Below are 13,756 nucleotides of genomic sequence, written 5' to 3'. Positions count from 1 at the left end.
GCGATGGATTTCAATCTGCCGGCGGAATTGACCGCCTACCTGGAAGAGCTGGACACGTTCATCGAAGCGGAAATCAAACCGCTGGAGAATCAGGACGACAACATTCGTTTCTTTGACCACCGCCGGGAATGGGCGCGCACCGACTTTGACAATGGCGGTCTGCCCAGGGAAGAGTGGGAAGCGCTGCTGATGGAAGCCCGTCGGCGTGCGGACAAAGCCGGCCATTGGCGTTTCCCTTTGCCGAAACAATACGGCGGCCAGGATGGTTCCCATCTGGCGATGACGGTCATTCGCGAGCATCTGGCGGCAAAAGGTCTCGGTCTGCACAACGATCTGCAGAACGAGCACTCCATCGTCGCCAACAACCCCTTCGTTCTGATGTTCCGGGATTTCGGCACCGCCGAGCAAAGCGACACTTTTATCCACGGCATGCTCAGCGGGGAATTGAAGCTGTCCTTCGGTCTTACCGAACCCAATCACGGCTCCGACGCCACCCATATGGAAACCCGGGCGGTGAGACAACAGCGGGACGGCGTCGACGGCTGGCTGATCAATGGCGAGAAGATGTGGATCACCGGCATGCACACGTCCACTCACTGCCTGACGTTCGCCCGTACAAGTGGCAAGGACGGCGACGCCAAAGGCATCACCGCCCTGCTGGTGCCCTCGGACACCCCAGGGTTGAAGGTGGAGGAGTACCTGTGGACCTTCAACATGCCCACCGACCATCCGCGCATCAGTTTCACCGATGTCTGGGTGTCGGCGGACACGCTGTTTGGCGAAGAGGGCAACGGCCTGGCGCTGGCCCAGCATTTCGTTCACGAAAATCGCATCCGGCAGGCCGCTTCCAGTCTCGGCGCGGCAGTGTTCTGCATTCAGGAAAGTGTGCGGTATGCTCGCGACCGCAAACCGTTCGGGGAAGCACTGGCGAAGAATCAGGGCATTCAATTCCCGATGGTGGAACTGCATACCCAGACGGAAATGCTGCGGTTGCTGATTCGCCATACCGCCTGGCAGATGGACCAGTTGCCAAAGGTGGAAGTGGAGAAGCAACTCTCCGACAAAGTGTCGATGTGTAATTTCTGGGCCAATCGCCTGTGTTGCGAGGCGGCGGATCGTGCCATGCAGGTCCACGGCGGCATGGGCTATTCCCGGCATAAGCCGTTCGAACATATTTACCGGCACCACCGCCGCTATCGGATCACCGAAGGGGCGGAGGAAATCCAGATGCGCAAGATCGCCGCTTATCTGTTCGGCTATCTGGGACCGAACCGCTGGCGGGACGAATAAGGAAACAGCCATGGAATACAACTCGATCCAACTGCAACGGGACGGCGCCATCGCGGTGCTGAGTCTGCATCGCCCGAAAACCATGAATGCGCTGGCGACGGAACTGCAAAAGGAAATGCTCCACGCCCTGGCGGCCATTGAACAGGACGACAGCGTGCGCGCCCTGATTGTCACCGGTAGCGGCCGGGCCTTCTGCTCCGGCGCTGATCTGGGCACCATGGCGCCGGCCAGCGACGAGTCGGTGGGCACGCGAGTGGCGCGAATGATGCGGGAAACCTCGGTGCCCCTGATTCAGGCACTGCGCCGCTGCCGGGTACCGGTGGTGTCCGCGGTGAATGGCGCGGCGGCGGGGGCGGGGGCCAGCCTGGCGCTGGCCGGAGACGTGGTGGTGGCGGCGCGTTCCGCTTATTTTCTGTTCCCTTTTATTCCCACCCTGGGCATCCTGCCGGACCTGGGCGCCACCTGGCACCTGCCGCGTCTGGCCGGCTCCGCCCGTGCCATGGGGGCCACTCTGCTGGGGGAACGCATCCCTTCGGAGCAGGCGGAGCGCTGGGGTATGATCTGGGGCTGCTGTGATGACGAGGCACTGGAACAGACCAGCCGCGAGCTGGCCACGCGCCTGGCGGCCTTGCCCCGGGGCGCTGCCCTGGAAGCCCGCCGCGCCCTGGACGCCGCCCAGCACAACACCCTGGATCAGCAAATGGAGTTGGAAACCCAGGGACAACAGCGATTGATCGATAGCGATGCCTTCCAGGAAGGCGTCCAGGCCTTTCTGGAAAAGCGCAGGCCGAACTTCGATTGATTCACCGCCGGTGACGATGCCGGCACGGTCGGCATCGTTCCTCTATCCCTTTCTCCGGTTGGAGTCACACCACGTGAAAACACAACCCTGGCAACGGGACCCCGAAGCCTACGATTTTCAATTCACCATCACGCCGCTGTTTTTCCATCTGGATGTGGAGCGGCACGTCAATAACGTGGCGGTGCAGAGTTTCCATACCGAGGGCCGCCTGCGTTATCTGATGGAGGTACTGGGTGCTGAGGACATCTGGTGTTCCGATCAGGTGCTGTTGCGTCCGCGCCGTACCGTCACCCAGTTTCTCGAGGAAACCCACTACCTCACCGACGTGCAGTGCGCGGTGAAGCTGGTGGCGGTGGACAAGGCCACCTGCCGTTTCGCCATCGCCCTGTTCCAGAACGGGGAATGCACCAGCGTACAGGACTGCCTGATGGGCGCCTGGCGTGATGGTCAATGGCAATCCTTGCCGGCCTCCATGTTCGACACCTTGAGCGCCCGGCTCGGGGACGTGCCGGAACTGGCGCCCTTGCCGGATTTCGAGGCCGGTCCCGAGACGGATCTGGGGTACCCGTGCCGGACACCGCTGGAGCCGCGCTTTATCGATCAGGATACTGACCGCCGTCTGGGGGAGCTGACCATTGCCCGTTATCTGGAACAGTCCCGGGTCAGTTCCCTGGATGCCATGCGCTTGCCGGGCCTGGGCTTGCTGGTGGCGCGCATTGATATCCACTACCTGGACTGGCCGGCGCCCCTGCACAGCGCCTCGCTGGCCACCGGGATCGCCGGTTTCGGTAACAGCTCGTTCCGGGTGCGCAGCGGTGCCCGCGTCAACGATGTTCTGGTTGGCCTCTGCGAAAGCGTGATGGTGTTGATGAACCGCGAACAGCGGCGGCCCACCCCGATTGATGCCGCCATGCGGGAAGCCATGGCGGCATCGCTCGTGAGGGGGTGACGCCCAGGGTATTCCACTTGCTCGCGAATAAGGCGTGCCGGCGTGCCAATCAGTCGTCCTTTTCGACGATGCGCGCCTGTTCAACCGGCCGCACCATGAATGTCCTTTGATGATGGCGGTTGGTGAGGAGGACAGCATGTCGGGACCCCTGAAAGGTTTGAAGATCATCGAGATGGTGGGCATCGGGCCGGGCCCGTTTTGCTCGATGATGTTCGCGGACATGGGGGCGGAGGTGATCCGTATCGACCGCCCCGGCCGCGGCGAGCCCGGGTCCGCCCGGTTTGATGTGCTGGCCCGGGGGCGGCGCTCCCTGGCGCTGGATCTGAAGAAGCCCGGTGCCGCCGATCTGGTACTGGACCTGGTGGAACAGGCCGACGTGCTGATCGAGGGGTTCCGCCCCGGCGTGATGGAAAAAATGGGGCTGGGGCCGGAAGTCTGCCTGCGCCGGCGGCCTTCCCTGGTATTCGGCCGCATGACCGGGTGGGGCCAGTTCGGTCCGCTCTCCAGCGCCGCCGGCCACGACCTGAATTACATCGCACTGACCGGTGCGCTGCATGGCATCGGTCGTGCTGACGGCCCGCCGCCGCCGCCGCTCAACTATGTCGGTGATTTTGGTGGCGGTGCCATGATGCTCGCCTTCGGTATCCTCGCCGCCGTCTACGAATCCCGCGCTTCCGGTCAGGGGCAGGTGGTGGATGCCGCCATGACCGATGGTGCCGCGCTGCTCTCGGCGATGATGTACGGCATGAAAGCCGCCGGCGCCTGGCGTAACGAACGCAGCGCCAACCTGCTGGATGGCGCCGCGCCTTACTACGACACCTATCAGTGCGCCGACGGCAAGTTCGTGGCGGTGGGCGCCATCGAGCCGCAGTTCTATGCCGAGTTGTTGAAGCGCGCGGAAATCGACGATCCGGAATTCGAAGCGCAAAACGATCGCGAACGCTGGCCTACTCTGAAAGCCAAACTGACCCGGCTGTTCGCCAGCCAGCCCCGGGATTACTGGTGCGAACGGTTGGAAGGCAGCGATGCCTGTTTCGCGCCGGTGCTGGACTGGGAGGAAGCGCCGCAACATCCGCACAACCGCGCCCGCCATACCTTCATCACCGTGGACGGCGTGGTGCAGCCGGCGCCAGCGCCGCGTTTCAGTCGTACCCCGCCACCGGCGCCACGGGCCCCTTCCGCCCGTGGACAGGACAGTGAAGCAGTGTTGTCGGACTGGGGCATCGACGAGACCCGTCAGGCCGGCCTGCGGGAAAGCGGCATTCTTTGAGCGGAGGGGTTATGAGTGAGTCCCTGATCATCGAGGAACGGGACGGCGTCGCCTGGGTGACGCTCAATCGCCCCGAGCGGCTGAATGCGCTCAGCCGTGATCTGATCCGTTCCCTCAACCGTTACTTCATCGAGCTGTACCACCGTGACGAGATTCGCGTGGTGGTATTACGCGGTGCCGGCCGTGCCTTTTGCGCCGGTCTGGATCTGAAGGAGCGCCACGACGCTCCCGCTGAACGCCAGGTGCGGGAGGCGCTCAACGGGCAGCGCGAAGTGCGCGACATCATGGTCAACATGCGCCGCTGTCCACAGCCGATCATCGCCCTGGTTCAGGGCAGTGCCAGCGGCGGCGGTTTCGCTCTGGCGCTGGCCAGTGACATCCGATTGATCACTCCGGACGCCCGTTTCAATGCCGCTTTCATTCGCATCGGCCTGGGCGGCTGCGATGTCGGCGTCAGCTATTTCCTGCCGCGCATGGTGGGCAGTTCGGTGGCCGCCGAATACCTGCTCACCGGCCGTTTCATGGACGCCGGGCGCGCCCACCAGTTGGGGCTCGCCAGCCGTGTGGATGAGTTGCCGGCACTTGAGGAAGAAGCCCGTTCACTGATCGATGACATGCTCGCCACCACGCCGCTGGGCCTGCGTTTGACCAAGGACGCCCTGGGGCTGGCGGTGGATCTGCCCAGCCTGGAAGCGGTGGTGGCGCTGGAGGATCGCAATCAGGTCCTGTGCGTGAAAGACGACAATTTTGCAGAAGGGGTGGCGGCGTTTCTGGAAAAACGTCCGCCCCGGTATGCCTGATCCGGAGGAAATAACCGTGCAAGCCAGTGATTTGATGTTCCGCCCCGATCTGCTCAAGGACCACCGCATTCTGGTGACCGGCGGGGGTACCGGCCTGGGCCGGGAAATGGCCGAGGCTTTGCTGATCCTCGGTGCCCGCGTGTATATCTGTGGCCGCCGTGGCGCGGTCCTGGAAGAGACCGCGAAAGCCTTGATGGACACCCATGGCGGCACCGTGGTGCCGGTTACCTGTGATATTCGTGATGCCGACGCCATCGAGGCGATGGTCGATACCATCTGGAAGGACGGTGGCGCCCTGACCGGATTGCTCAACAATGCCGCCGGCAACTTCATCAGCCGCACCGAGGACCTGTCCAGCCGCGGCTTCGATGCCATTTCCAGCATTGTGTTTCGTGGCAGCTTCCTGGTCACCCAGGCCTGTGGCAAGCGCTGGCTGGCGGAAGGCGTCAGTGCGTCGGTAGTGTCCATCCTTACCACCTGGGTATGGAATGGTTCCCCGTTCGTGGTGCCTTCCGCCATGTCCAAGGCCGGCCTTCACGCCATGACTCAGTCGCTGGCGGTGGAATGGGGTAACCGGGGGTTGCGCTTCAATGCCATCGCGCCGGGCCTGTTCCCCACCGAGGGCATGAGTAAGCGGCTGGGGCCGCTCGGCGGCATGCAGGTGCGGGGGTGTCCCATGGGGCGTCCGGGCAAGATGCCGGAACTGGCCAACCTGGCGGCCTATTTGCTGGCGCCGGGTTCCGAGTATGTGAACGGCCAGACCATCGCCATCGACGGCGGGCGTTATCAGGCGGACGGTGGTAACTTTGCCGAACTCGCGGCCTGGGGCGATGATGAGTGGCAACAGGCCCGGGATGCCATTACCCGCCAGAACGAAAAGGACAAGCAGCAGCGTTCGTGAGCGCGGCTGTCTGGCCCGAGGAGAAACCATGAATGACGTGATCCGTGTGATCGAAACCGAGACGCCCGGGGTGGTGGAGGTTCGCCTCAACCGGCCGGACAAGCACAACGCACTGAACAGCGAGCTGTTTGCCGCCCTGGCCGGGATGGCGGAGCGGCTTTCCGCCTGGCAGGGGCTGCGCGCCGTGGTGCTCAGCGGTGAGGGCAAGAGCTTTTGCGCCGGGCTGGACATGGAAAATTTCTCGCGCATGGCGCAAGGCAGCGGCGCTGGTGTCGGCGGCCGTAAAACCCTGGCCGAACGCACCCACGGCGACAGCAATCAGGCCCAGTACGCCGCCATGGTCTGGCGCGATGTGCCGGTTCCGGTGATTGCCGCGGTCCACGGTGTCGCCTTTGGCGGTGGCCTGCAAGTCGCCCTGGGCGCGGACCTGCGTCTGGCCCGCGCCGATTCCCGCTGGTCGGTGATGGAGATTCAGTGGGGGCTGGTGCCGGATATGGCCGGCATGGTGCTGATCAGCGAATTGGTACGACCGGATCGGGTGCGCGAACTGTGCTATTCCGGCCGTATTTTCGATGGTGAAGAGGCGGCGGACCTGGGACTGGTGACGCGGGTATGCGAGTCTCCCCGCGAGGAAGCCCTGGCCATGGCCCGGGACATCGCCGGCCGCAACCCCCATGCGGTGCGCGCCATGAAGCGCCTGCTCAATCAATCCGCCATGCCGCAGGAGCAGGCCGCCCGGGTGCTGCTGGCGGAATCGGTGGAACAGGATGCGATCATCGGCCAGCCCAACCAGGTCGAAGCGGTTTATGCCAGAATGGAGAAGCGTGCGCCGGTGTTCCGTGATCCGGAGCATTGAGCGTTCTTTTGTGATTGTCCCGTGAGGTGATACGGGTGGACCTATTGCAGGATCCGGAGGCGCCCCGGCGCCTTCTGCGTGAACTGTTCGACGCGGCGGTCCTCGCCGCGCAACCGGAACACTGTGTTCCGCCCTGGTTGCCGGAAGACGATGGCGGTCCGTTGCTGGTGCTCGGTGCCGGTAAAGCGGCGGCGGCCATGGCGCGGGCGGTGGAAGCGCATTGGTCCGGCCCGCTGACCGGCCTGGTGGTGACCCGTTACGGTCATGGTCTGCCCACTCGCCATATCGAAGTGGTGGAAGCCGCGCATCCGGTACCGGACGAGGCCGGAGAACGGGCCGCTCGGCGTATTCTGGAACTGGCCCGGGCGGCGGGACCGGGAGACCGGGTGTTGTGTCTGATCTCCGGCGGCGGCTCGTCACTGCTGAGTCTGCCCGCCGCCGGCCTGTCCCTGGCCTGCAAACAGGCGCTCACTGGTGAACTGTTACGCTGCGGCGCCGCCATCCATGAGATCAATACGGTGCGCAAGCACCTGTCGGCGATCAAGGGCGGGCGCCTGGCCGAGGCATTGGCGCCCGCTGAATCCCACACGCTGGTGATTTCCGATGTGCCCGGCGATGACCCCAGCGTCATCGCGTCCGGTCCCACCGTGCCGGACGCTTCCACTTCGGCCCAGGCGCTGGCGGTGCTGGAACGCTACGGTATCGACGTCCCGGAGGCGGTACGCTGTCACCTGGAGGACCCGGCGTCGGAAACTCCGAAACCCGGAGCACCCTGTTTTCAGTCCACTCGTCTCAACTGCATTGCCACGCCGGCACTGAGCCTGCGTGCCGCTGCCCGGCGGGCGCGGGAGCAGGGAGTGGCGGCGGCGGTGCTGTCCGACCGTCTCGAAGGCGAGGCCCGGGACCTTGGTGCCTTGCACGCGGAGTTGGCCCATCAGGCCCGGCGAGGTGGTGGTTTTGGCGGTTTGCGATTGCCTTTGGTGCTGTTATCGGGCGGCGAAACCACGGTGACGGTGACCGGCAAGGGGCGAGGCGGCCGCAATGCGGAGTTTCTGCTCGGGGCGGCGTTGAGTCTTGATGATGTGCCGGGTATTCATGCCCTGGCTTGTGACACCGACGGCATCGACGGTACCGAGGATAACGCCGGCGCGGTCTACCACCCGGGTTTGATGGCCGAGGCCCGGGCGCGTCAGGTGGATGGCCGGCAGGCGCTGGCTGACCATGATGCCTACGGCTTCTTCCGGGCACTGGACGGCCTGGTGGTTACTGGCCCCACCCATACCAACGTGAATGATTTCCGCGCTTTTCTGATCCTGGCGTAGCCGGCGTTTGCCTGCACACGTAGCCGCTGTAGGAGCTTGCCTGCAAGCGAATTGTGCTTTCGAACTCCAAGGATTCGCTTGCAGGCAAGCTCCTACAGCGGCTGTGTAGCCATCTCTGATTTATGTCTCCAGATCTAAACCACCCCGGCCTTGCGGGCAATGGCCACCGCTTCGGTGCGGTTGCTGGCGTTGAGCTTGGCATTGATGTTGCGTAAATGGGTACGGATGGTGCTGTCGGAGACAAACAGCTTTTCCGCCATGGCGCTGTTGGAGTGCCCTTCCGCGAGCAGCTTGAGCACGCGGATTTCCTTGCGCGTCAGCGGTTCGGGCAGTAGCAGCGCCTGGGCATCTTCCACTGGCGGATAAGCATTGAACACGGTGGGGCCGAATCCTTGCAGCAATTGCTGCAGATACTCGGCGAACAGTGGCTCGCGGCGATCCTGTTTCCGCTCGAGCGTATCGGACTGCAGATGCACCACCAGCGCGCCCACTCGCGGGCCTTCGTCCAGGATCAGGCGGAAGTAACCTTCACGGCAGGCTTCCTTGAGCACCTTCTCCATTTCTTCCAGGGCGCCGCGCAACTGCCCCTTGCGCTGCAGCGCCACGGCCAGGAACAGGCGTAGCTTACAGGCGCGACGGTAGCGGGAATCGTGCACCGCTTCCGCGATCGCTTCGCGTAGCCTCTCCACCGCGCTGCCGGCGTCGCCGACCAGACTCTCCCAGCGTAACCGGCCGATTTGCGCGGTTTCCAGGTCGTTGGCCAGCAGCCGCAGTCCCTTCACCCGGTCCCATACTTGTGGGTCATCGGCCCGTTCCAGTTCGGCCAGGGAGGCCTCTTCGTCACCCTGCAGCAGCATCAGGTGGGCCCGTTCCAGGCGAGCCGTGGCGACCACCCTAGGCTGTTGGCGCCGGTGTCCGGTCAACTCCAGTGAGGCCAGAATCTGGAAGGCCTTATCCAGATCGCTCTCGTGGAAGGCGATGCGGGAGAGCATGACGTCGCCAAGGATCATGTGATCCGGCAGGCCGATGTCGCGCACCAGCGGCACATAGACATTGAGCAGTCGCGCCGCTTGCGGCAGGTCATTGGATTCGTAGACGGCACTGGCATGCAGTACGCCGGCCCAGGCATTACCGGTGGTGCCGCTGAAGGAGAAGGCGCCGCGCGCCCGGGTCATGCCCACCGCGAGACGGAAGCGGGCGGCGGCCTGGCGCTGGCGGCCTTCCTGCAAGTCGATGATGCCTTCCACCGACTCGGAATACATGGCATTGAAGGCGCTTTCGTAGACACCCTGGACATCGCGGGCGCCGTCCAGCAGCTGCCGGGCTTCCTGGTATTCGCCCATCACCGAATAGGCATTGGCCACGGTATTGACCAGCGCGGTGTCGGCGAAAGGGTCGCCGTTGGGCAATTGCTTCAGGGCTTCGCGGCCGATCCGGTAGGCTTCCTCGAAGTCGTCCATGATCGCCAGAATCGACGGGCGCAGCGCCAGCACATGGGGACGGATTTGCGGATCGCGGGAGTTTTCCAGGCCGGTGCGCTGCAGCAGATCCATGGCCTTGCGCGGGCTGGCTGTGAAACACAGCGCCCAGACATGAATCGCCTGTAGCAGCGGATAGCCATCCAGACGCTCCGCCGGGATGGTCTCGAACCAGCGCGCCAACAGACGCATGCGCCCCTGGGCCAGCAGCTCCTCACCGTGCACCGACAGTAACTCCAGAGCGCGGCGGTAATCCTTGCCCTCCAGGGCGTGGTCAATGGCCGGTACCGGGCGGTGCTGATCCTCGAACCAGTGCGAGGCGGCGCGGTGCAGATAGGGGACTTCCTGGGGCAGGTGCTGCTCCAACTGGGCGCGCAGGAAATCAGCGAACAGGCTGTGATAGCGGTACAGCCGCTCCTGGCCCTCGATCGGCACCAGGAAGATATTGGCCTCGTTGAGCAGGTTGATCAGCGATTCGCTATCGGTGTCCGGCAACAGGGCGTTGCACAGCGGTACGCTCATGTAGCGCAGGATGCTGGTGCGCAGCAGGAAATTCCTCACCCGCGGCGGTTGCTGGGAGAGCACATCCTCGGCCAGATAATGGGCCACCGCGCGATTCTCGCCAGAGAAGCTGGCAATGAACTCCGCCGGCGCCGGGTGGTGCTCCAATGCCAGGGAAGCGAGCCAGAGCGCCGCCACCCAGCCTTCGGTTTTGTCGTGGATATGGCCGAGATCGTCCAGCGACAGCGACAGCTGGCGGCAGTCATTGAGAAACTGATGGGTTTCTTCCTTGGAAAAACGCATCAGTTCGGAGTCGATTTCCAACAGCCTCCCACGCGCACGCAGCCGGCCCAGGCCCAGCTCCGGCACGCTGCGGGAGCCGATCACCAGGCGGCAGTTGTGCGGCAGGTGATCGATGATTTCACGCACCAGTCCCAGCACGGTGGGTTCGTGGATCCGTTCAAAATCATCCAGGAACAGGGCAAAGGCGGCGTGTTCGGCGGCCAGGCTGGTGACCAGTTCCAGCGCGGTGTCGCCGGGCGACTTGCTGGAATGCAGGCCGCGTTCCGGTTCCTGGGGCAGTTCCATCATCGAGGAGATGGCCGCCTCGACGCAGGAGAGAAAGCGTTGAATGTCGTTGTCGGCGTCGTCCAGGGTCAACCAGGCGGTGGCCACGCCCTCGGACTCAAACCGTTCCAGGCATTGCGCCATCAGGGTGGATTTGCCAAAGCCCGCCGGCGCCTGGAATAACACCAGCTTGGCGGCGCTGGCCCCCACCACGGAGTCACGGATACGGGTGCGGGTAACCTGTGAAGAATGCGACGTGGGCGGGCTCAACTTGCTGTTGAGCAGCGCCCTCGTGGAAAGCAGATAGCTCGACGTCTTCATGGAAGCCTACCTCAGGGGTGAACCGAGCCGATGCAACCATCGGTTCTTGTTGTTATGGCCTTATGTGCTGCCAAGTGTGCTGCCAGGGCAAAATACAGGCGCAAATTTCCGCACCTACCAAAGGGTATCCTGAAAACTACAGCCGTGGGAGCTTATGTTCAAGCCAGTGTGGTTACTTGTAGGGAGGTGGCAGGGGGTTGTCAATGAACCCGGTCAGGGGGCGAGGTTTTGCCAACCGCAACCGGCAGTTTTCGCCAGGGATCAGACGAGAAAACCAGGGCCTCATTTCTGTTTATTCCATAAATATCAAAGGGCTTGCATTGTTTCGTCCATTTAGACGATATCCAGTATCCGCGCACTCTCCTAGCCTTTTAGAGCCTAAGCAGGCAGGCAGCGGCGCGGTTTCGCCGTGGCATTAAAAGAGAACGAACGTACACCGTCAGAACCTGGATACTTCCTGGAATTTCAGTGCTCATTGCGATGCAGTGTTCTCGGAGCCGCCCAGCGCTGCTGCCATCCCTTTATAAGTTAATTGAAGGATTTCCTATGAAACTGGATTCTTCCGTGAGCGCAGTGATTACCGGTGGGGCTTCCGGTCTGGGAGCGGCCACCGCCCGGCGGCTGGCCGCCCACGGGGTGCGAGTGGCGCTGTTCGATGTCAATGAAGAGCAGGGTGAAGCCCTGGCGGCTGAACTGGGCGGCGTGTTCTGCAAAGTGGACGTCACCGATGATGCGTCCGTGGATCAAGGCTTCGAAAAGGCCCGTGCCGCCATCGGCCAGGAGCGCATCCTGGTGAACTGCGCGGGCATCGGAGGCTCCGCCAAGACCGCCGGCCGGGACAAGAAGGACGGCACCACCAATCATTATCCGATCGATCAGTTCAATCGCATTGTCCAGATCAACCTGGTTGGCTCCTTCCGTTGCTCCGCCAAGGCGGCCAAGGGCATGTTGTCCCTGGATCCGCTCGAGCACGGCGAGCGTGGGGTGATGATCAACACCGCCTCGGTGGCCGCTCAGGATGGCCAGATCGGGCAGACCGCCTACTCCGCCTCGAAGGCCGCCCTGGTGGGCATGACACTGCCCATGGCCCGTGACCTGATGAGCGAGGGCATCCGTGTCAACACCATCATGCCGGGTATCTTTGAGACCCCATTGCTGGCCCGTTTGCCGGAAAACGTGAAACAGTCCCTGTCGGCCTCGGTGCCGTTTCCGAAGCGGTTGGGCAGCCCCGATGAATTCGCCCAGCTGGCGGAAACCATGATCGTCAATGGCTACTTCAACGGTGAGAGTGTGCGCCTGGACGGTGCCATCCGCATGGCACCGCGGTGATCCGGCAGTGGCGGGAAAATCGTCGCTTCGGACGGTGCTCCCGCCCTGTCACGCTTTGAGAATTCAATCAATCGGTGCCGTCCGTGTCGGGCGGCACGCCGCAGGAAGGATCGAAACATGAGTGAAGCCTATATCGTTGCCGCGGCCCGCACCGCGGGTGGCCGCCGGGGCGGCCGTCTCTCCGGCTGGCACCCCGCCGACCTGGCCGGCCAGGTACTCAATGCCCTGCTGGATCGCGCCGATGCGGACCCGGCTCTGATCGAGGATGTGATCATGGGCTGCGTCGGCCAGGCCGGTGAGCAGTCCAATAACGTGGCCCGCAACGCGGTACTGGCCTCGCGCCTGCCGGAATCGGTGCCGGCCACCTCGGTGGATCGTCAGTGCGGGTCATCCCAGCAGGCATTGCATTTTGCCGCCCAGGCGGTGATGTCCGGCACCCAGGACATCGTTATCGCCGCCGGCGTGGAATCCATGAGCCGGGTACCCATGGGGTCGCCGTCCTCCCTGGCGCGTCAGCAGGGGTTGGGGCACTACTTCAGCCCGGCGATGAAGGAACGCTACCCGGATATACCGGATTTCAGCCAGTTCATGGGCGCCGAGATGATGGCGGAGAAGTACGACCTGACCAAGGACGAGCTGGATCGTTTTGCCCTGCTCAGTCATGAACGCGCCAAACGTGCTACCGAAGCGGGTGACTTCAAGGACGAAATCGTGCCGCTGCCGGTTCGCGGTATCGATGGTGCCGGTGACGGCGAAACCCACGATGTGGATGAAGGCATTCGTTTCGACGCCACCCTGGAAGGCATTCAGAACGTCAAATTGCTGAAGGAAGGGGGACGTATCACCGCCGCCACCGCCAGCCAGATCTGTGATGGCGCGTCCGGCGTCATGGTGGTCAACGAACGCGGTCTGAAAGCCCTGGGGCTGGAGCCCATGGCTCGCATCCACCATTTGACCGTGATCGGCCACGATCCGGTGATCATGCTGGAAGCGCCGATTCCGGCCACCGAGCGGGCACTGAAGAAAGCGGGCATGAGTATCGATGACATTGACCTTTTTGAAGTCAACGAAGCTTTCGCGCCGGTACCGCTGGCCTGGCTGAAAACGCTGGGCGCCGACGCCGATCGTCTGAACGTGAACGGCGGCGCCATTTCCCTGGGGCACCCGCTGGGCGGCTCCGGCACCAAGCTGATGACCACGCTGTTGCATGCTCTGAAAAAGCGCAACAAACGCTATGGTCTGCAGACCATGTGTGAAGGTGGCGGTCTGGCCAACGTGACCATTGTCGAACGCCTCTGATCCCGGGCGTCCTGATCACCTCGCGGGTCGTGGATATCGGCTTGCGGGGTCCGTTCGGTGAACGGACGGCA

The 13,756-nt window shown here is 63.4% G+C and carries 11 protein-coding genes; 10 read left to right on the top strand and 1 reads right to left on the bottom strand.

The features are described from left to right. Positions 1-3: 3 nt before the first annotated feature. The 8 genes from MA04_RS00305 (at position 4) to MA04_RS00270 (ending at position 8,190) form a co-directional block, all read left to right on the top strand. Positions 4-1,290 carry an acyl-CoA dehydrogenase family protein gene (locus tag MA04_RS00305; protein ID WP_262459054.1) on the top strand — a complete coding sequence of 429 codons (1,287 nt, stop codon included), beginning with the start codon at positions 4-6 and terminating at the stop codon, positions 1,288-1,290. A gap of 10 nt (positions 1,291-1,300) precedes the next feature. Next, positions 1,301-2,092, top strand: a complete 792-nt coding sequence (locus MA04_RS00300; RefSeq protein WP_262459053.1) for an enoyl-CoA hydratase-related protein — start codon at positions 1,301-1,303, stop codon at positions 2,090-2,092. Between the two features lie 73 nt (positions 2,093-2,165). After that, positions 2,166-3,041 (top strand): hypothetical protein, encoded by an 876-nt coding sequence (locus MA04_RS00295; RefSeq protein ID WP_262459052.1) that lies wholly within the window; start codon positions 2,166-2,168, stop codon positions 3,039-3,041. 136 nt (positions 3,042-3,177) lie between these two features. Continuing rightward, positions 3,178-4,311, top strand: coding sequence for a CaiB/BaiF CoA transferase family protein (locus MA04_RS00290; protein ID WP_163126668.1), 1,134 nt, complete (start codon positions 3,178-3,180; stop codon positions 4,309-4,311). A gap of 11 nt (positions 4,312-4,322) precedes the next feature. Further along, positions 4,323-5,111: an enoyl-CoA hydratase/isomerase family protein gene (locus MA04_RS00285; RefSeq protein ID WP_262459051.1), complete on the top strand. Its 789-nt coding sequence runs from the start codon at positions 4,323-4,325 to the stop codon at positions 5,109-5,111. A 16-nt stretch (positions 5,112-5,127) separates the two neighbouring features. Next, complete coding sequence (locus MA04_RS00280; protein WP_262459050.1) at positions 5,128-6,012, top strand: SDR family oxidoreductase; 885 nt, start codon at positions 5,128-5,130, stop codon at positions 6,010-6,012. Positions 6,013-6,040: 28 nt separating this feature from the next. Then, positions 6,041-6,868 carry a crotonase/enoyl-CoA hydratase family protein gene (locus MA04_RS00275; protein WP_163126666.1) on the top strand — a complete coding sequence of 276 codons (828 nt, stop codon included), beginning with the start codon at positions 6,041-6,043 and terminating at the stop codon, positions 6,866-6,868. Positions 6,869-6,903: 35 nt separating this feature from the next. Further along, a complete protein-coding gene (locus MA04_RS00270) occupies positions 6,904-8,190 on the top strand; it encodes a glycerate kinase type-2 family protein (protein ID WP_316252560.1) in 1,287 nt (428 codons plus the stop codon). Between the two features lie 134 nt (positions 8,191-8,324). Here the strand turns inward: MA04_RS00270 and MA04_RS00265 are convergent, their stop codons facing one another. Continuing rightward, positions 8,325-11,057 (bottom strand): LuxR C-terminal-related transcriptional regulator, encoded by a 2,733-nt coding sequence (locus MA04_RS00265; RefSeq protein ID WP_262459049.1) that lies wholly within the window; start codon positions 11,055-11,057, stop codon positions 8,325-8,327. Positions 11,058-11,603: 546 nt separating this feature from the next. Between MA04_RS00265 and MA04_RS00260 the strand changes: the two genes are divergently transcribed. Beyond that, the gene (locus tag MA04_RS00260) at positions 11,604-12,386 is read left to right on the top strand and encodes an SDR family NAD(P)-dependent oxidoreductase (RefSeq protein WP_014996522.1); all 783 of its coding nucleotides are present in this window, start codon (positions 11,604-11,606) and stop codon (positions 12,384-12,386) included. A gap of 117 nt (positions 12,387-12,503) precedes the next feature. Then, positions 12,504-13,685, top strand: a complete 1,182-nt coding sequence (locus MA04_RS00255) for an acetyl-CoA C-acetyltransferase (RefSeq protein WP_163126664.1) — start codon at positions 12,504-12,506, stop codon at positions 13,683-13,685. Positions 13,686-13,756: the final 71 nt, after the last annotated feature.

Origin of the sequence: Alloalcanivorax balearicus MACL04 (genome assembly GCF_025532145.1) — a bacterium.
GTDB lineage: Bacteria > Pseudomonadota > Gammaproteobacteria > Pseudomonadales > Alcanivoracaceae > Alloalcanivorax > Alloalcanivorax balearicus.
This window is presented reverse-complemented; position numbering and strand designations above follow the sequence as displayed.